Source organism: Pseudoduganella flava (assembly GCF_007830495.1).
Taxonomy (GTDB): domain Bacteria; phylum Pseudomonadota; class Gammaproteobacteria; order Burkholderiales; family Burkholderiaceae_D; genus Rugamonas; species Rugamonas flava.
Map to the genome: position 1 here is coordinate 539048 of NZ_VLKW01000001.1, position 17416 is coordinate 556463.

Genomic DNA, 17416 nt, shown 5'->3' on the forward strand with positions numbered 1-17416 from the left:
ACGTTTCATTCAAAGTGTTGCCAAAATTCGGGGACAGTCCCTCAATTTTGGAAACAATCCGTGGAATGTGAGGCGGATGTGCAGCGGCACATGCTTTCCAGCGGCATTGCCGAGCTATCGCCGATGGTTATTCAAAGTGTTTCCAAAAATCGGGGACAGTCCCCGAATTTTGGAAATTAGTTGCGGTGGGGATCAGCGGTCGCCCTGGTACATGAAGCCGCTGTCGTTGGCGCCGAACTTGAACTTGCGGTTCATCTCGATGATCTCGGCGCCGGCCAGCAGCAGGGGGCCGTAGCCGTGGGCGGCGCGGGTGCTCGTCGGGCGGTAGTAGTAGAACGCCGGGTCGAATGCCATGCCCGTACCGACGCAGATGCCTTCGATTTCGCCTTTCGCGTTGACCTTGCCGGCCACCGCGTTCCACGCGAGGTTCGCCATCGGGCCGTACATCTCCTTGTCCAGATAGCCGCGGTTGACGGCGCGGGCGATGGCGTAGGTGTAGATCGCGGTTGCAGACGTCTCCAGGTACGAGTCGCTGCGGTCGATCAGCTGGTGCCACATGCCGTCCTTGTCCTGGTACTTCGCCAGGCCCCGCGCATGTGCGCGCAGCTGGTCGACGACGGCCTCGTAGCCCTTGTGATTCTTCGGCAGTACCTCGAGCACCTCGACCATCGCCATGATCGCCCAGCCGTTCGCGCGCGCCCAGTGCAGCTCGGGGTGGTCACGCATGCCTTCGACGAAGCCGTGCATGTAGATGCCCAGGTCGCGGTTGAACATGCGGCGCGAGAACTGCAGCACCTGCTTCACCGCGTCGTCGTAGTACTTCGCATTGCCCGTGTGCTTGCCCATCAGCGCGATCGTCGGCACGCCCATGAACATGTCGTCGAGCCACAGCGTGTCCGGCAGGGGACGCATCTTCCGTCCGCCCTTGCCATCCGGGCCGCCGCGCGCCAGCGTGCCGTCCTTCAGCCGGTATTCCTTCTCCGTCACGAACGTGCCGCAGATGCCGATCATCTGGCCGTAGTCGACCTTGGCGCCCATGTTCTTCGCCTTCAGGAAGCTCATGCACAGTGCGCCCGCGTCGTCCAGCGCATGCGGGTTCAGGAAGCTCTTGATCGGCGCGTGCGCACCGGCGGGATCGGCCTGCACGCCGGGGTAGTACAGGCGCGTCAGGTCCGCCAGCAGGCGATGGCGCTTGACGGTGTAGTCGGTGTAGCGGGCATCGCCCGTGGCCGCGCCGGCGGCCAGCATGCCGGCATAGGTGACGCCCCACTCATAGCTGGTCAGGCGGAAGTCGCCCGGCTTCAGCACGGCATCCGGCTCGGCCTTGTCGAGCCGCGCGATCGGCTTGCCGCTGCGCTGGTCGACCAGTTCGGCCGGCGTCGTCGCGTCCAGGTAGGCGAACACGCGGTCCATCACGGCCTTCACCTCCGCCGCTTCCATCGCGCGATACGGGTTCGGGTAATTCACCTGCAGTGCATGCAGCATCGCGTCCTTCGCCGCCGGGCCCTTCTCCTGTGGTGGCGGGGCGTCCTGCGCGTATGCGGCATGCGCCAGCGCGCACGCGACCAGGGTGCCGAGCAGGGTGCGGCCGGCGTTGATGTTGAACTGGGTCTTCTTCACTTGAACTGTCGTCTCCACGGTGGTTGATGGCGCTTTTCAAGTGACAGTAGCCGATTCGCAGTGCCGCCGCAATGCGCTGCGCGGTAGGAAGCCGGAACGCTCGCATTGTTGATCGAAGCGGGCAAAAAAACAGCAGCCCGTGGGCTGCTGCATGTGTCATCCGCCGAAGCCGCCGGGCCCGGGGCCGAAGCCGCCGGGGCCAGGACCGCCTGGGCCACCAGGACGGAAGCGCGGCCCATCCTCGCCCTGGCGATCGCCGGAGCCCACGCCGCCGAAGCGGTAGGACAGCCCGACATATACCACGCGCCCATCGAAGCGCCGGACCGTGTGCTCCTGTACCAGCGCCGTGTCCGTGATGGTCTCGAACTTGTTGCGGTCGAAGAGGTCCGTCACGTTCACCGACAACGCCAGCTTGCTTGTCAGGCTGCGGCGGTACGTCAGGTTCACCGTGGTATTCGGCTCGCGGTAGCCCTGGCCCGTCAGCTGCTTGCCCTGCGCCTGAATCGCCGTCTGGATCATGTCCACCGGCGTGGCCTGCCAGTTCAGGCGCAACCGCCCGCTCAGCGACGATGCCGTGCGCTTCGTTTGCGTGCCATCCAGCTCGACCTGCGTCTGCTCGGTGCGCGCCAGGTTGCCGCTCGTGTTCAGCGACAGCGTCGGCAGCAGCTTGCCCGTCAGCGTGAATTCCAGGCCGCCGGAGCGGTTCGTGCCGAGGTTGTCGCGCGTCGTCAGCAGTACCGTGTCGCTGATGAAGTACTTGCGTTCCAGGATCGCGTCGTCTTCCTTGCGCAAGTAACCGCGCAGGTTCGCTTCGATCTTGCCGAAGTGCGTTTCGTAGCCCACTTCGAACGAGTTGGTCTTCGTCGGCTTCAGTTTCGGATTGCCCGACGAGACGTTGAACTCGTCGCGGTAGATCACGTAGGGATTCAGGTCCCCCGCGTTCGGCCGGCGGATCCGGTGCGCGTACGAGAAGCGCAGCGTGCTGTCGTCGGATACCTTGTACTGCGCGAATGCGCTGGGAATCCAGTTCAGGTAGCTGTTGTCCGCATGGACCTGGCTGGTCAGCTGCGAGATGTCCATGTCGGTATGCTCGACGCGCATGCCGCCCAGGATGCCCCACCGTTCGTTCAGCCGCAGCTGGTATGACGCATACGCCGCCAGCACCGTCTCCTCGTACTTGAAGCTGTTGGTGCGCGTCGGGTCGATCGTCTCGCCCTGCGTGGCCGGATCGATGTCGACATACATCGTGTCGGACGTGCTGCTCGTGCGTACCGCCTTGTACCCCAGCTTCAGCACGCCGCTGTCGGTGGGCCGCTCGTAGTCGCCCGTCAGGTCGACGATGCGGTTGCCCGTGTCGATGTCCTGCCGGCTCAGCGGGCTGCGCCCCCGGCCCACCGTATAGGCATTGGCGAAGTCGTTGGTGGCGTCGTTGGTGGACCCGGAGACGCGCAGGTCCGTCTTCAGCGATTCGCCCGGCAGCGTGCCCTTGTGGTCCCAGCGCGCGCCCCAGCCGTAGTTCTCGCTGGTGCCGCTGCGGCTCGTCGTGCGCACGTAGTCCTCCAGCGGCAGGCCGGCATCGTCGACGGTCAGGTACTGGTCCCGGCCGTTCTGGTCGTTGGTGCGGCGGTGGTAGCTGACGCTGGCGGCCAGCGTGTCACGATCGGTGAGGTTGTACGACACGGTGCCGTTCAAGCCGCCCATGTCGTTCAGGCCCTTCGACGTGGAATGCTGCGTGTAGTGCGTGCCGTCTGCGCGGTCGCGCACCGTGTCGCTGACGGAGTCGCGGCCGTCGTGCCGCACGTTCATGCCGCCCTGGAAGCCCCAGCGGCCTTCGTTGTAGGTGCCGGAGACGGAGCTGTTGTAGCGGCCCGCCGTGCCCACGTTCGCGTTGGCGAAGCCGAAGCCGCCCGGCTTGCGCGAGCGGCGCATCACCAGGTTCAGGATCGGCCCGCCGCCGCCTTCGTTGCCGAACTGCGCGCCGGGGTTGTTGATCACTTCGACGGATTCGATGTCGTCCGCGGGAATCGCCTGCAGCGCCGCGCCGCGCGCCTCGCCCTGCAGCATCGCCGACGGCTTGCCGTCCACGAGGATCTGCACATTGCTGCTGCCGCGCAGCGTCACGCTGCCATCCGGGTCCACGTTCACCGATGGCACGTTGTTCAGCGCATCGGCCGCGGAGCCGTTGCTGCTCGACGCATCCGATTTCACGTCGTACACCTGGCGGTCGATCCGGTTCGTCGGCCGCTCGGCCGAGACGGTGACGCTGGCGGCGATGCCGCTGTCCGGCTGGGTGCTGGTGACGGGAGCGGCGGGCTGCCGCTTTGCCGGCGCCGCCGGTGTGGCCGGAGTTGCCGGCGCGGTGGTCTGCTGCGCATGAACGGCGCCTTGCCACAGCAGGGCGGGCGCCAGCAAGGTGAGGGCTGCGTGGCGACGATTTCGGGTTCGCATGATCGGGATGTTATTGGAGTGGTGCGCGATTGTACCGTGCACAACGCGCGCCATTATTTCCCGCCCAATACGTTAAGTAACATATTGTTTACATTTACCGGTTTGCGTTAAGCCGCGCATGGTTTGCCTCAAGGCGTTTGCCGCGCGGCGCTGGCGCGCAGCGCCGCCAGCACATGATCCGGCACGGCGAACACGGTACCGTGCCGCATCCGCTGCGGCGTGCCTTCGTCCGGGAAGCGCATCCTGGCGGTCACGTCTTCCCAGTGCTTCAGGTCGCGCGAGCGCAGCGCGCCATAGTGCTTCGTCGTGTAGGCGTCGTAATACACGATCACATCGTCGCCCGCCTGGATCGCCGTCGGCCCTTCGACCCACAGGCCGGGCGGTGTGATGGGCGCCGACAGCGACCCGAACGGCCCGCGCAGGTCCGGCGCTTCTGCGATGCGCAGGTGCTTGCGGGGTGGGTTGCGCGTCTCGTCCTTGACGATCAGGTAGCGCTTGCCGTGCGCCTGCAGGAACGTCGCGTCGATGACGGAGAAGCCGGGGTCGTAGAACAGGCGCGTGGGCGTGAACGTGGCGAAGTCCTTCGTCGTCGTGGCGTACATCCGGTGGTTGTACTTCTCTTCGGAGGAGCCGGACGTCTCCTTGAACTTGCCGGGCACCGTGGAAGCCCAGAAGATCAGGAACTCGCCGCGTGCGTCGTCGTACACGATCTCGGGTGCCCATGCATTCAGCACGCCCGGCTCGTGCGCCATCACGGGCAGTTCCTCCTGCTCGGACCAGTGAATCAGGTCGCGCGACGACGCATAGCCGATATTGTTCTCGTTCCAGCCGGACGTCCACACCATGTGGAACGTGCCGTCCGGCCCGCGCACGATGCACGGGTCGCGCATCAGCCGGGCCTTGCCGACTTTCGGCGTGAGCCAGCTGCCGCCGATTTTCTCCCACGTGTAGGCGTCGGTGCTGGCGGCGAAGTGCAGGCCGTCTTCGCCATTCTGCGTGAAGTACGCGAACAGCCACGCGTCCGCGCGGCAGGGCAGGGCGCAGCACAGCAGCGCTGCCAATAACGAAACAGGCAGAAGGCGGCGCATCACCGGTTCGCCTCGTCGCCCAGCGGGCGCTGGTTCGTGAAGTGCGGGCTGGCCGGCACCGTGAACCGCGCGGCCGGCAGCGGATGGGCGGCATCGAACGCGAAGCCGTCGACGAGTTCCGCCGCGGCAGGGACCTTCGCATCGCGCATGCCGGCCGCCACCGCCTGCGCCAGCAGCCACGCGCCGTAATTGTTGTGGTGGGTGTTGTCGAGGCGGTCCGGCGCGGGCAGCGCGAACGCCGCTTTCGAGCCTTCCACGCCGAGCGCCTCGTACAGCACCTTGCTGGTGGCGTTCAGGTCGATGAACGGCACACCCAGCTCCTGGGCGGACTGGCGCGCCGTGCTCGCATAGTCGATCAGCGACGGCACCACCTTGCCGTTGGAATCGAATGCGCGCCGCTCCATCGACGACAGCACGACCGGCAACGCGCCGCGTGCCCGCACGGCGTCCACGTGCCGGCGCAATTCGTCGCGATACGTGGCGATGCTGCCGGTGCCTTGCTTGATCTGCTTCTGGTCGTTGTGGCCGAACTGCAGCAGCACCGTGTCGCCGGGCCGCAGCAGCGAGACGATCTTGTCGAGCCGGCGGCGCTGCAGCGAATCGCGGTAGGTCTCGCCGGACTCTCCGTGGTTGGCGATGGCCACGCCCGGCTTGAAGAAGGCCGTCAGCATCTGGCCCCAGCTGGCGTACGGCTCCCCGGGCTGGTCGCATACGGTCGAATCGCCCAGCAGATAGATGGTCGGCACCTGCACCGGCCGAATCTCCACCTTGTCGACGCCGCCGTGGATCTCGAGCGTCAGGCGCTTGTCCCAGTTCCATGCTTCCTGCACCGTTTCGCGCGGCGCTTTCAGGTTCACGGCGCCGGCGCTGACGCCGTTGGCGGCGGGGATGGCCGGCGTGCGCGTGTTGACGACGAACGTGCGCGTGACCGTTTGCCCGGCCGGCACCTCGACCCGGTCCAGCATCAGCCGGCGCAGCTCCGCCTTGATCGTGTGCGTGCCCGGCCCCAGCGTGACGGTGACCGCCACGTTCCCCTCGGGGACGTCGGCCGAGAAGTAGAAGGGCTGGGCGCCCGGTACGCTGCCCGGCTCGACGCCGTAGCCGCGGGCGTCGTCGTATTCGATCCCGGGGCGGATAGCGGTGTAGCCCGGCGTGGCGCCGGCGAAGTCGAAGCGCCAGCCGGCCGGCGGCATCGCCGCATCGGCCGCACAACTTGCCAGAAGCAGGGCGCAGGCGGCGGTACGGCGCAGCAGGAGCGTGAACGTTGTCATGATGTCTCCATATGTCGTTGTCGCGCGCCATTCTATGCCTGCGCTGTCGGGCGATTGCGCCACGGCGGGAAAGAATCAGGAACTTGAGCGTGGCATTAGGGCGCGTCTGGGGAGCTGTCCATGCGCGGTCCGCGCATGTCGGCGGCCCGCCCGCGCTGTATAATGTCCGGCCCTGTTTGCAAGCCTGCCGTGATGACCACCGCCCCGACCTCCACCGCCCCGTACCGCGGCCGCCGCCTGTCCGTCGCCCCGATGATGGACTGGACCGACCGCCATTGCCGCGTCTTCCACCGCCACATCACGAAGCACACGTGGCTGTACACGGAGATGGTGACGACCGGCGCGCTTGTCTACGGCGACGTGGAGCGGCACCTGCGCTTCAACGAGGAAGAGCACCCCGTCGCACTGCAGCTGGGCGGCAGCGATCCGCATGACCTGGCCGTCTCGGCGAAGCTGGGCGAGAAATGGGGCTACGACGAGATCAACCTGAACTGCGGCTGCCCGTCGGAGCGCGTGCAGAAAGGCGCGTTCGGCGCCTGCCTGATGGCCGAGCCGGAGCTGGTGCGCGATTGCGTGAAGGCGATGCGTGACGCGGTGTCGATCGACGTCACCGTCAAGCACCGCATCGGCATCGATGCCAGCGAAAGCTACGACTTCGTGCGCGACTTCGTCGGCACGGTGGCGCAGGGCGGCTGCACGACGTTCATCGTCCACGCCCGCAACGCGATCCTGAAGGGCCTGTCGCCGAAGGAGAACCGCGAGATCCCGCCACTGAAGTACGAGTATGCCTACCAGCTCAAGCGCGATTTCCCCCAGTTCGAGATCCTGATCAACGGCGGCATCAAGACGGAAAGCGAGATCGACGAGCACCTGCGGCACGTCGACGGCGTGATGCTGGGACGCGAGGCTTACCACAACCCCTACTTGATGGCGACGTTCGACAGCCGCTATTACGATGACGCGGCGCCCGTGAAGAGCCGCGAGGAAGTACTGCGCGCGATGATGCCGTACATCGCCGCCCAGCTGGCGAAGGAGGGCGGCCGGGGCCTGAAGCTGAACACGATCACCCGTCACATGCTCGGCCTGATGCAAGGCTTGCCGGGCGCGCGGCAGTTCCGCCAGACGCTGTCCGACTCGAAGAAGCTCGCCGCCGGCAACCCCGAACTGCTGCTGGACGCGCTGCGCGGCCGCTGAGTTCTGCAATATTTCCCGAAAACCGGTGTCTGTCACCGGTTTTCAGGCAACATTGCTCAAAAGGGGGGGCAGACCCCGTTTTCGGGAAATATTGTCCTGACCCTTCTGCCCGCCCAATGGCGTCAGCGCGCCGCAACACTGCGCTATTGATAGCGATATCCACGCACTGCGTTTGCATGCGGCTGCAAAACGCCGCGAACTTCCCATTTGATTCCGGTCATTGCGGCGCCACGGTACTTCGTGCGTTGCAACCACGCGTCACTCCGACCCCGTAAACGCTGCCGAACGGCCTTTTTGCCAAGCATTTTGGCAGGTTTGTCGCAATTTCCCCATAGAAAGTTGGTTTGCGTGTTTTTTGGGCATATTTTGCTTGCTGCGTGGCAACGTACCCAACTATAATTTCTTTATAGACACACATTTCGTCGTTCTTCCATGTGTGGATTAGGGATGAAAAACGACAGCTGTTCAACGTTTTCCTCCCCTTGTTTTGCATTCGCAGTCAATGTTTGTTACTGTGGATACTTGCGCAACAGCAAGGGTCAGTAGGGTACAGAAACGTTCTCGCTGAGCAATCAACAACAATCGTTTAACGAAGAGCCGAAATGAATTTAAGCAAAATGAAGGTGGGGACTCGTCTGGGCCTCGGTTTCGCACTGGTACTGCTATTCCTGGTTGCCGTGACAGTGGTCGGTATCTTCCGCATGGCGCAGATCCAGGACCGCCTCGATCACGTCGTCAGCGTGAACAACGTCGTCACCCGCCTGGTGATCGACATGCGCAACAACGTGGCCGACCGTATCGGCTCGCTGCGTACGCTGACGTTGATGTCCGACCCTGCCGACATGGAGCCTGAATTCGCCCGCATCAAGGATCAGGCCAGCAAATACGACGCCGCGCTGAAGAAACTGGAAGCCCAGTTCGCGATCGAAGCGCTGCCGGAAGAAAAGAAGCTGCTGGGGCAGATCAAGGAACACGAAGGCGTCGCGATGCCGGCCATCGAGCGCGCCTCCGCGCTGTGGCTCGCCAACGATGCGATGGGCGCGACGAAGATCCTGATCAAGGAAATCCGCCCGGCACAGAAGAAGTGGATGGAAGCGCTGGACCAGCTGGGTGCCTTCGAGGACAAGCTGAACAACCAGGTCAAGGTCGATGCCCGCGAAGGCTTCGACAGCGCGCGCAACTTCATGATCGGCATGGGCGTGCTGGCCGTGCTGATCTCGGTCGCCGCCGCCTACATGATCACCCGCGGCCTGCTGAAGCAGCTGGGCGGCGAGCCGGAATACACCGCGTCGATCGCCGGCAGCATCGCCAACGGCGACCTGTCCGTGTCGATCGACACCGCGACCGCCACGCAGGACAGCCTGCTGTATGAAATGAAGGACATGCGCGACAGCCTGGTGAACATCGTCAGCCAGGTGCGCGTGGGTACCGAAACGATCGGCACCGCGTCGCGTGAAATCGCCGCCGGCAATATCGACCTGTCGTCGCGTACCGAGATGCAGGCATCGTCGCTGGAGAAGACCGCGTCGGCGATGGAAGAACTGACGTCGACCGTGAAGCAGAACGCCGACAACGCCCGCGAAGCGAACCAGCTGGCCGCCAGCGCATCGGACGTGGCCCGCAAGGGTGGCGCCGTGGTGTCGCAGGTGGTCGACACGATGAGCTCCATCAACGAGTCCGCGAACAAGATCGTCGACATCATCGGCGTCATCGACGGCATCGCGTTCCAGACCAACATCCTGGCGCTGAACGCCGCGGTGGAAGCGGCGCGTGCCGGTGAACAGGGCCGCGGCTTCGCCGTCGTGGCATCGGAAGTGCGCAATCTGGCGCAGCGTTCGGCCAATGCGGCAAAAGAAATCAAGGGCCTGATCGGCGACTCCGTCGAGAAAGTGGAGCGCGGTTCGAAGCTGGTCGGCCAGGCCGGCGTGACGATGGACGAAGTGGTGGCCTCGGTGCGCCGCGTAACGGACATCATGAGCGAGATCGCCAACGCCAGCCAGGAGCAGAGCGCCGGCATCGAGCAGGTGAACCAGTCGATCATCGAGATGGACAGCATGACGCAGCAGAACGCCGCGCTGGTGGAAGAAGCCGCCGCGGCCGCGCAAAGCCTGCAGGACCAGGCGGCCGAACTGGCCCGCGTGGTCTCGATCTTCAAGCTGGAGGCGGGCGAAGAGCGCGCCGTGATCGACGCCGTGGCAGTCGCCGCGAAGTCGGTGCCGAGCACGTCGAACGTGAAGCCGCTGCCGGTCCGCAAGCCGTCGACCGCAGTGGCACCGGTTGCACCGGCACCCGCCAAGCCGAAGAAAGTCGTCGCCGCATCGTCGGGCGCCGACGAGTGGGAAGAGTTTTAAGCAGCACTGTTTTTAATAAATCGTCTGGAAGAAAAATGAACAAGCGTTTGATCGGTTTTATCGCAGCCTCCCTGGTTTCCACCGCCGCCTTCGCGGCCGAAGTTCCGGCATCGTTCGATGCGAAAAACTGCAAGGCCGAGTACCCGAAGGCCTCGCTGATGAACGAAGAGCAGGGCGCCGTGTCGATGTCGTTCCTGGTGTCGCCGAGCGGCGAAGTGCTGGAATCGAAGCTCGAAAAATCGAGCGGCTTCAAGAACCTGGACAAGGCCGCGCTGAAAGCGCTCACGGCATGCAAGTTCAAACCGGGCACCAAGGATGGCGCCGTGGCGCAGACCTGGACCAAGGTCGATTACGTCTGGTCGCTGTAACCAATAACCGTCTTTACTAACAGGGGAAATCAGATGTTTACGAACAAGCGTTGGTTGGGTGTGATCGCCGCGGTACTCTTCGCCGGTGGCGCGGCCGCCGCGGAAGTGCCGGCTTCTTTCGATGCAAAGAACTGCAAGGCCGAATACCCGAAGGCGTCGCTGATGAACGAGGAGCAGGGCACCGTGTCGATGTCCTTCCTGGTGTCCGCCGCGGGCGACGTGAAGGATTCGAAGATCGAGAAGTCGAGCGGCTTCAAGAACCTGGACAAGGCCGCGATCAAATCGCTGTCCGCCTGCAAGTTCAAGCCGGGCACGAAAGACGGCGCACCGGCCGAGACCTGGACCAAGGTCGACTACGCCTGGAAACTGGACTGATCGTTCCACCCCTGGAAAAGCCGGCTCGCGTGAGCCGGCTTTTTTTTGCGCGCTTGATGGCCGAGCTTGTGTCCGCCGGTGGTCCGGCTGCCAGGCACCGCTGACACGGCCACAACCATATCAATCCGTCCTGGGCTGTTGGCGCCGGCTCACATCTGTTAATCTGGAGGTATCGTCAGTCCCTCTATCGCCATGAATCGTCCGCTTTGCCTGTCCCTGATGTCGTTGACGCTGCTGTCCGGCTGCTCGCTGTCGCTGTTGCGTAATCCGAACGATCCCGCCCGGGACAAGCAGACCGTGTCGGTCGTGAACGCGATCACGTGGACGAACCCGATGTCCGGCAAGCCCGATGGCGTGCGCACCGCGTGGCCGCTGGTGCGGCTGGCGAACCATGAGGAGATCTTCCCGCTGGCCCAGGTCAAGCACTGCCCCGATGCGGCGGTGCCGTGTGCCTGGGGCGTGCTGAGCGCGGCGCGCACGGTCACCCGGTACGACTACGTGCCGGGCGGCGTAGCGCTGGACCTGGGACTGTCCGTCGACGTGCACCGCCGCCAGCAGGACCGCCGCCGCAACTTCCACACGTCGATGGCGATCCCGTCCGACGTGCCGGCGCTCACGTACCGCAAGGCGCTGCAGCAGGGCGTGGCGCTGCCCTATGGGAAGGTGTACCGGGTCGACTTCGACTACGGCATCCGCTTCGAGATCTGCGCCCAGCGCCTGGACCAGAACGGGCGTGCGCTCGATACCTGCGACATCCCGTATATTTGATTGAACAGGCGTGGGCCTGCCACGATCATGTACGGAGGAACTGATGGCGCAGTCTAAATCTTCGGGTAGCCAGAACAAGCAAGCCGCCACGCAGGCGGAGGTGGAATCGTCCGCATCGGACAACAAGAAAAAGCAGGGCAAGGAAGCCGCCAGCCACACGAAGGCCGGCAGCAACGAAGGCGCCGGCGGCGGCAAGAAGCGTGCGCGCAAGCATTGAGATGCCGGCAGCAACGGGGCCGGGCACTGCCGACTGTTTCGGTGTTGTCCGGCGCTGTAACCGTGTGTAAAACTGCGGCAGACGCGCGCGAAATTCCCTATAGTTCTCTATTGGGAAGGAGATCCGCAATGAAACCCGCAATGAAACCTGCAATGAAACGTCTGATGACGGTGCCCGCGGTCGCGTCGATCGCCATATTGGCCGGCTGTGCCGCCCCGGGGCCGTATTACACCGCGCAGCCCGTCGATCCGTATCAATGGCATACCGTGTCCGTCACGCCCGTGGCTCCCGGTACGGCCGTCCGTTCCGGCTCGGCCGTCACGTACACCACTGAACCGCTGCCGCCGGCGCCGACGGTCACGTATGTGCCGCAGCCCGTCTACGTGCCGGCCCCGGTCTATGCACCGGCGCCCGCTTACTACTATCCGCCGATCTCGATCGGGCTGGACTTCGTGTTCAGCCACCGCTCCGGCCGTGGCTGGGGCGGCTGGCGCGGCCGTCGCTGATCAGTGCAGCAAGAAGAACGTCGCGTTGTGGAGCAGGTCGGTGGAGCACAGCAGGTAGGTCGACGTGCCGACGAGACCAAGCAGGACGGTGCTGAAGGTGAGGGGAATGTGCCGGTGCATGATGCGCTCCTTATGACGTAAGGTCATCTTAGAAGAGCGCTCCTGCGGGGTCATCGGCAAAAAGTGCGACCGGTTGTAGGAATAAAGCTCGTGAAAAAAAGCGCAAGGCGGTTTGCCTTGCGCTTTTTTGTTTGCCCGCACCGGCTCAGCGGCGGCCGAACGGGATGATGTTGCTTTCGGGCGCCGTATCGAGCGCATCCGAGATGGTCAGCCATTCCGTCAGCCGTTCCGGCAGCTTGACGTTGATGCCGGCGCCGTCGATGTAGCCGATCAGCTCCAGCGTCTTCGCATCCATCTTTGCCTTCGACACGGTCGGCGCAACCATCACGCAGCGGTCGTACGCCTTGCGCACCTTGTTTTCCCATTTGTGCAGGCTGGTCTCGTCGAAGCGGTTGGCTTCGAAGTAGACGGTCAGCGAGCCGTCCGGATTGCCGAAGCCGACGATGCCGGCACCTTTGCGGATCGTCGTGGAGCCGCCGAGGTCGAATGCTTCGGTGGGCACGAACACGCCGGCCCGGCCGTCGCGCCCGGGGCGCTCGGTGGGGGTGTCCTTGCTGTAGGTGGAGAGTTCCTTCAGGATGGGTTCTGCCATGATCGTTTCGAGTCGGAATTCTTTAATGCCATTATTGTAGCTCTAAACAAATTCCACTTGGCAACTTTCGCTCTGCTTTCTGGGGCATGTCGGTACGGCGCTACAGCCAGCGCAAGCGCGAGCGCCGGGTGGGGCGCAAGACTACGAGTTCCGCCGCTTGCTGTAGCTGATCGGCGGCCTGGCGGGCGACGGGCAGCAGCGCGTCTACCACGCCTTCGTCAGGCGCCAGGCCGAGCCAGACGAGGTGTGGTCCGTCCGTGCGCACGGGCAGCTGCGGAAAATTGTTCGGCAAGTCGAGCGTGACCAGCAGGCCGGCATCGCGCGCACCGGTCTCCCGATAGCGCTGGAACAGCGGCTCGGCAAGCGCCGCCAGTTCTGCCACGTCGCGCCGGCACGTGAAGATCTGCGCGACCAGCACGCCTTGAGCGCGCTCGCCCAGCGGATCGATGGCCGGCAGCACCGGCACGGCATGGGCCGGCGTCAGCGGACGCAGCAGTAGCACGTTGTCGCTGTCCGTCATCATGTCGTTCATCAGGCCCTTGTGTTCGCGCCACACGGGGCCGTAGTAGAACGCGGCATTCGCCACGGCGCGCTGCTCCCAGCTGGAAAAACCGCGCAGCCAGAAAAAGCCGTTCGGATCGTCGTGGGCGTCGAACTGGCCCAGCGCCAGCGCCCCCAATTGCTGGAAGGCTTCGGGGAAGTAAGTCTCGAAGCAGCGGCCGAAGCGCTCGCGTTGGCCGGGGCTGATCGCGTAGCGGCGCAGTTCGATGACGGGGAAGGTGGCGGTCATGGCGTCCTCTTTCGGTATAAAGCGGCGAGAGTGGCGCAGATTGCGGACAGAATTGGCCCTGTATTGCGGCGAGCGCCGGGAAACCAAAAAGCCACACGCCGCGACCGTGTGGCGTTTGGGCGCGCTTACTCCTTCGCGCACTCCAGCTGGCTGCGGTATGGCTGCCGGAAGAGTTCCGGCCCCGCATCCGCGCGCCGCAACTGCTCTGCGCAGGTCCGGTGCGTGGTAACCATGCCGAGCGCCGTCAGCACGGACACGGTGCCGACCACGACACAGAAGGCATATCCGCACATGGCGGCCAGGCGGCGTGATGCGGTTGGGCGCGCAGTGGCGATGTTGGAAGTCTGGATCGTCATAGGGAGGGGAGCTGCGGAAGAGGTAGGGCGTAAAACGGAAAAGGCCGCTTGCGCGGCCTTCCGGAATTCTTGGGGTGGCTGATGGGGCTCGAACCCACGACAACAGGAATCACAATCCTGGACTCTACCAACTGAGCTACAGCCACCACTGAACTGCTTTTGTTACGCCAGTAGCGCAACAGAGGCCGCATTATACAAGGCCGATTGGCATCTGGCAAACCCCATCTTGAAAATTTCCCAAAAACGGGGTCTGACCCCGAATTCAAGCAACTTCCACGGCATCCACCTGCGGCGTCAGCCCCAGCAGGCCGCGGAATGCTTCGGCCAGCACGGCCGCGCTGGCCGTCGTGTAGCCACGCAGGTGCGGCACGCCGGCCGGGCGCTGCAGGCCGGCGCCTTCCAGCAGGCGAGCCAGCTGGCGGGCGACGGCGTCGCCGGTGTCGACCAACGTCACCGTCCGCACCGCGTGCTGGGCGACGACGTTGCGGATCGCCTGTTCGACGAACGGGTAATGCGTGCAGCCCAGCACCAGGGTATCGGCACCCGCGTCCAGCAACGGCATCACGTACTGCTCCAGCAGCGCCGTCGTGGCGCTCGATCCCAGCTCGCCCAGCTCGATCTGGTCGACCAGGCCGATGCAAGGCTGCAGCAGGAACTCGGCGTGCGTGCTCGCAGCGATCTGGTCCCGCAGCTGCAGGAATTTTTCGCTGTGCAGCGTGCGGTCCGTGGCCAGCACGCCCACCTTGCCGGTCTGCGTGGCGGCCGCACCGGGCTTCAGGCCCGGTTCGACGCCGACGATCGACATGCCCGGCCATTGAGCGCGGATCGCCTTGATGGCGGCCGTCGTGGCCGTGTTGCACGCGACGACCAGCGCCTTGATCCCTTGCCCGAACAGGAAGCCGGCGACGGCCAGCGAGCGCTCGATCACCCATTCCTCGCTGCGGTCGCCATATGGCGCATGACCGGAGTCGGCAAAGTAGATCAGGTGCTCGTGCGGCAGCTGCGCGTGGATATGGCGCAGCACCGACAACCCGCCCACGCCGGAATCGAACACGCCGATCGGCGACTCGGCATTCACATGGTGGACCGGCTGGTTCATGCGCTTTCTCCCGGGATCAGGCGAGGGCGCCTTCGGCCTTCAGCTTCTCGATCTTCACGGCCCATTCCTTCGGACCCGTGTTGTGCACCGACGTGCCGGTGGAATCGACAGCCACCGTGACCGGCATGTCGACGACATCGAACTCGTAGATCGCTTCCATGCCGAGGTCCGCGAAGCCGACGACCTTGGCGTGCTTGATCGCCTTCGACACCAGGTAGGCGGCGCCGCCCACGGCCATCAGGTAAGCCGACTGGTGCTTCTGGATCGATTCGATCGCCACCGGCCCCCGTTCGGCCTTGCCCACCATCGAAATGAGGCCCGTCTTCTCGAGCATCATGTCGGTGAACTTGTCCATCCGCGTGGCCGTCGTCGGGCCGGCCGGGCCGACCACTTCGTCGCCCACCGGGTCGACCGGGCCCACGTAGTAGATCACGCGGTTCGTGAAGTCCACCGGCAGCTGTTCGCCCTTGGCCAGCATGTCCTGGATGCGCTTGTGCGCGGCATCGCGGCCCGTCAGCATCTTGCCGTTCAGGAGCAGGGTCTGGCCCGGCTTCCACGATGCCACTTCTTCCTTCGTCAGCGTGTTCAGGTCGACGCGCTTGGACTTCTCGGTGTCCGGCGCCCACGATACGCTCGGCCAGTCGGACAGCTTCGGCGGCTCGATATAGGCGGGGCCGGAACCATCGAGCACGAAGTGCGCGTGGCGCGTCGCGGCGCAGTTCGGAATCATCGCCACGGGCTTCGACGCCGCGTGGGTCGGGTACATATTGATCTTCACGTCCAGCACGGTCGTCAGACCGCCCAGGCCCTGCGCGCCGATGCCCAGCGCGTTGATCTTGTCGCACAGTTCGATGCGCAGCTCTTCGAGCTTGTTCTGCGGGCCGCGCTGTTTGAGCTCGTACATGTCGATGTCTTCCATCAGCGACTCTTTTGCCAGCAGCATCGCCTTCTCGGCCGAGCCGCCGATGCCGATGCCCAGCATGCCCGGCGGGCACCAGCCGGCGCCCATCAGCGGCACGGTCTTCAGCACCCAGTCCACCAGCGAATCGGACGGGTTCAGCATCACGAACTTCGTCTTGTTCTCGGAGCCGCCGCCTTTCGCCGCGACCGCCACTTCAACGGTGTTGCCTTCGACGAGTTCCATGTGCACGACGGCTGGCGTGTTGTCCTTCGTATTCTTGCGCTCGAAGTGCGGGTCCGCCACGATCGATGCGCGCAGCTTGTTGTCCGCGAAGTTGTAGGCGCGTCGCACGCCTTCGTTGACGGCGTCCGTCACCGTGCCCTTGAAGCCTTCGAAGCGCACGCCCATGCCGATCTTCAGGAAGACGTTGACCATGCCCGTGTCCTGGCAGATCGGCCGCTTGCCCTCGGCGCACATGCGCGAGTTGGTCAGGATCTGCGCGATCGCATCCTTGGCCGCCGGGCTCTGTTCCGCTTCATACGCGCGGGCCAGGTGCTGGATATAGTCGGCCGGGTGGTAGTAGCTGATGTACTGCAGTGCTGCCGCCACGGATTCGATCAGGTCGTCTTGCTTGATGATGGTCATGATTTTCTCTTGCGATTGGCTGGATTAGTGGTGCTTCGAATGGGTGCCCGTCATGATGCGATCCGTGTACGCGATGGCCATCGCGGACAACAGGAAGGCGATGTGGATCAGCGTTTGCGCGATCAGCGTCTTGGCGTCGTAGACCTGGGCGTTGATGAACGTCTTCAGCAGATGGATCGACGAGATGCCGATGATCGCCGTGGCGAGCTTCGTCTTCAGCACGGAGGCGTTCACGTGCGACAGCCATTCCGGCTGGTGCGGATGGCCTTCCAGGTGCATGCGCGACACGAACGTTTCGTAGCCGCCGACGATCACCATGATCAGGAGGTTCGAGATCATCACCACGTCGATCAGTCCCAGGACGACGAGCATGATCGTGGTCTCGTTCAGCTTCGTCGGCACCGGCGCGTTCGGCACGGCCACCGCCTGGAAGATGTGCTGCAGCGAGGCCTCGTTGCCGAGCGCGGCGCCGATCAGATCCTTCAGCTCGACCCAGAAGTGGAACACATAGACGCACTGCGCCAGGATCAGGCCCAGGTACAGCGGCAGCTGCAACCAGCGGGACATGAAGATGAAGGCGGGGATGGGGCTGAGCTTGGGTCCGTTGCGGTGTTGCGGATCGGTCATCGTGGGGAAGGCTCCGGTTGGGCGATGCGAACAAAAACACCCGACATTCTACACCCGTCGGCCCCTTGCCGCAGTTCAAG

Annotated in this window: 18 protein-coding genes and 1 tRNA gene; 7 read left to right on the forward strand and 12 right to left on the reverse strand. The window is 64.4% G+C overall.

Annotated elements, in window-relative coordinates; translation table 11 throughout:
* Window positions 1–192: 192 nt before the first annotated feature.
* The 4 genes from IP92_RS02295 to IP92_RS02310 form a co-directional block, all read right to left on the reverse strand.
* Window positions 193–1620, reverse strand: coding sequence for a glycoside hydrolase family 88/105 protein (locus tag IP92_RS02295; protein WP_229418574.1), 1428 nt, complete (start codon window positions 1618–1620; stop codon window positions 193–195).
* Between the two features lie 156 nt (window positions 1621–1776).
* Window positions 1777–4068 carry an outer membrane beta-barrel family protein gene (locus tag IP92_RS02300; protein WP_145872892.1) on the reverse strand — a complete coding sequence of 764 codons (2292 nt, stop codon included), beginning with the start codon at window positions 4066–4068 and terminating at the stop codon, window positions 1777–1779.
* A gap of 128 nt (window positions 4069–4196) precedes the next feature.
* Window positions 4197–5156 carry a glycoside hydrolase family 43 protein gene (locus IP92_RS02305; RefSeq protein WP_145872893.1) on the reverse strand — a complete coding sequence of 320 codons (960 nt, stop codon included), beginning with the start codon at window positions 5154–5156 and terminating at the stop codon, window positions 4197–4199.
* Window positions 5156–6427, reverse strand: coding sequence for a rhamnogalacturonan acetylesterase (locus tag IP92_RS02310; RefSeq protein ID WP_229418575.1), 1272 nt, complete (start codon window positions 6425–6427; stop codon window positions 5156–5158). Before IP92_RS02310 ends, IP92_RS02305 begins: the two co-directional genes overlap by 1 nt.
* Before the next feature lie 192 nt (window positions 6428–6619).
* Between IP92_RS02310 and dusA the strand changes: the two genes are divergently transcribed.
* The 7 genes from dusA to IP92_RS02340 all read left to right on the forward strand — a co-directional run bounded on the left by dusA (window position 6620) and on the right by IP92_RS02340 (window position 12206).
* Complete coding sequence (dusA, locus tag IP92_RS02315) at window positions 6620–7621, forward strand: tRNA dihydrouridine(20/20a) synthase DusA (protein ID WP_145873290.1); 1002 nt, start codon at window positions 6620–6622, stop codon at window positions 7619–7621.
* Window positions 7622–8223: 602 nt separating this feature from the next.
* Window positions 8224–9972 carry a methyl-accepting chemotaxis protein gene (locus tag IP92_RS02320; RefSeq protein ID WP_229418576.1) on the forward strand — a complete coding sequence of 583 codons (1749 nt, stop codon included), beginning with the start codon at window positions 8224–8226 and terminating at the stop codon, window positions 9970–9972.
* Window positions 9973–10007: 35 nt separating this feature from the next.
* Window positions 10008–10340 carry an energy transducer TonB gene (locus tag IP92_RS02325; RefSeq protein WP_145872894.1) on the forward strand — a complete coding sequence of 111 codons (333 nt, stop codon included), beginning with the start codon at window positions 10008–10010 and terminating at the stop codon, window positions 10338–10340.
* A gap of 33 nt (window positions 10341–10373) precedes the next feature.
* On the forward strand, window positions 10374–10715 hold the full coding sequence (locus IP92_RS02330) for an energy transducer TonB (RefSeq protein WP_145872895.1): 342 nt from the start codon (window positions 10374–10376) through the stop codon (window positions 10713–10715).
* 192 nt (window positions 10716–10907) lie between these two features.
* Entirely contained in the window at window positions 10908–11483 is a 576-nt protein-coding gene (locus IP92_RS02335; protein WP_145872896.1) for a hypothetical protein, read from the forward strand.
* A gap of 43 nt (window positions 11484–11526) precedes the next feature.
* Window positions 11527–11700, forward strand: coding sequence for a hypothetical protein (locus IP92_RS30080; RefSeq protein ID WP_199271810.1), 174 nt, complete (start codon window positions 11527–11529; stop codon window positions 11698–11700).
* Window positions 11701–11852: 152 nt separating this feature from the next.
* Window positions 11853–12206, forward strand: coding sequence for a hypothetical protein (locus IP92_RS02340; RefSeq protein ID WP_145872897.1), 354 nt, complete (start codon window positions 11853–11855; stop codon window positions 12204–12206).
* Here the strand turns inward: IP92_RS02340 and IP92_RS29820 are convergent, their stop codons facing one another.
* The 8 genes from IP92_RS29820 to IP92_RS02375 form a co-directional block, all read right to left on the reverse strand.
* On the reverse strand, window positions 12207–12353 hold the full coding sequence (locus IP92_RS29820) for a hypothetical protein (RefSeq protein WP_158206806.1): 147 nt from the start codon (window positions 12351–12353) through the stop codon (window positions 12207–12209).
* Window positions 12354–12471: 118 nt separating this feature from the next.
* Complete coding sequence (locus IP92_RS02345; RefSeq protein ID WP_145872898.1) at window positions 12472–12918, reverse strand: hypothetical protein; 447 nt, start codon at window positions 12916–12918, stop codon at window positions 12472–12474.
* A 100-nt stretch (window positions 12919–13018) separates the two neighbouring features.
* A complete protein-coding gene (locus tag IP92_RS02350; protein WP_145872899.1) occupies window positions 13019–13708 on the reverse strand; it encodes an NIPSNAP family protein in 690 nt (229 codons plus the stop codon).
* Between the two features lie 125 nt (window positions 13709–13833).
* Window positions 13834–14064 (reverse strand): hypothetical protein, encoded by a 231-nt coding sequence (locus IP92_RS02355; RefSeq protein ID WP_145872900.1) that lies wholly within the window; start codon window positions 14062–14064, stop codon window positions 13834–13836.
* 70 nt (window positions 14065–14134) lie between these two features.
* Window positions 14135–14210: transfer RNA gene (locus IP92_RS02360), tRNA-His, on the reverse strand.
* Window positions 14211–14326: 116 nt separating this feature from the next.
* The gene (murI, locus tag IP92_RS02365) at window positions 14327–15163 is read right to left on the reverse strand and encodes a glutamate racemase (RefSeq protein WP_145872901.1); all 837 of its coding nucleotides are present in this window, start codon (window positions 15161–15163) and stop codon (window positions 14327–14329) included.
* A gap of 16 nt (window positions 15164–15179) precedes the next feature.
* Window positions 15180–16709, reverse strand: coding sequence for a fumarate hydratase (locus IP92_RS02370; RefSeq protein WP_145872902.1), 1530 nt, complete (start codon window positions 16707–16709; stop codon window positions 15180–15182).
* A 24-nt stretch (window positions 16710–16733) separates the two neighbouring features.
* On the reverse strand, window positions 16734–17336 hold the full coding sequence (locus tag IP92_RS02375) for a TIGR00645 family protein (protein ID WP_145872903.1): 603 nt from the start codon (window positions 17334–17336) through the stop codon (window positions 16734–16736).
* Between the last annotated feature and the right edge of the window lie 80 nt (window positions 17337–17416).

Excerpts from the sequence above, each read along its gene's own strand:
- IP92_RS02310 (WP_229418575.1), bottom strand. The coding sequence starts at position 6,427 with ATGACAACGTTCACGCTCCTGCTGCGCCGTACCGCCGCCTGCGCCCTG.
- IP92_RS02370 (WP_145872902.1), bottom strand. The coding sequence starts at position 16,709 with ATGACCATCATCAAGCAAGACGACCTGATCGAATCCGTGGCGGCAGCA.
- IP92_RS02345 (WP_145872898.1), bottom strand. The coding sequence starts at position 12,918 with ATGGCAGAACCCATCCTGAAGGAACTCTCCACCTACAGCAAGGACACC.
- IP92_RS02320 (WP_229418576.1), top strand. The coding sequence starts at position 8,224 with ATGAATTTAAGCAAAATGAAGGTGGGGACTCGTCTGGGCCTCGGTTTC.
- IP92_RS02340 (WP_145872897.1), top strand. The coding sequence starts at position 11,853 with ATGAAACGTCTGATGACGGTGCCCGCGGTCGCGTCGATCGCCATATTG.
- IP92_RS02350 (WP_145872899.1), bottom strand. The coding sequence starts at position 13,708 with ATGACCGCCACCTTCCCCGTCATCGAACTGCGCCGCTACGCGATCAGC.
- murI (WP_145872901.1), bottom strand. The coding sequence starts at position 15,163 with ATGAACCAGCCGGTCCACCATGTGAATGCCGAGTCGCCGATCGGCGTG.
- IP92_RS02305 (WP_145872893.1), bottom strand. The coding sequence starts at position 5,156 with ATGCGCCGCCTTCTGCCTGTTTCGTTATTGGCAGCGCTGCTGTGCTGC.
- IP92_RS29820 (WP_158206806.1), bottom strand. The coding sequence starts at position 12,353 with ATGACCTTACGTCATAAGGAGCGCATCATGCACCGGCACATTCCCCTC.
- IP92_RS02300 (WP_145872892.1), bottom strand. The coding sequence starts at position 4,068 with ATGCGAACCCGAAATCGTCGCCACGCAGCCCTCACCTTGCTGGCGCCC.
- IP92_RS02375 (WP_145872903.1), bottom strand. The coding sequence starts at position 17,336 with ATGACCGATCCGCAACACCGCAACGGACCCAAGCTCAGCCCCATCCCC.
- IP92_RS02335 (WP_145872896.1), top strand. The coding sequence starts at position 10,908 with ATGAATCGTCCGCTTTGCCTGTCCCTGATGTCGTTGACGCTGCTGTCC.
- IP92_RS02355 (WP_145872900.1), bottom strand. The coding sequence starts at position 14,064 with ATGACGATCCAGACTTCCAACATCGCCACTGCGCGCCCAACCGCATCA.
- IP92_RS30080 (WP_199271810.1), top strand. The coding sequence starts at position 11,527 with ATGGCGCAGTCTAAATCTTCGGGTAGCCAGAACAAGCAAGCCGCCACG.
- IP92_RS02325 (WP_145872894.1), top strand. The coding sequence starts at position 10,008 with ATGAACAAGCGTTTGATCGGTTTTATCGCAGCCTCCCTGGTTTCCACC.
- dusA (WP_145873290.1), top strand. The coding sequence starts at position 6,620 with ATGACCACCGCCCCGACCTCCACCGCCCCGTACCGCGGCCGCCGCCTG.
- IP92_RS02330 (WP_145872895.1), top strand. The coding sequence starts at position 10,374 with ATGTTTACGAACAAGCGTTGGTTGGGTGTGATCGCCGCGGTACTCTTC.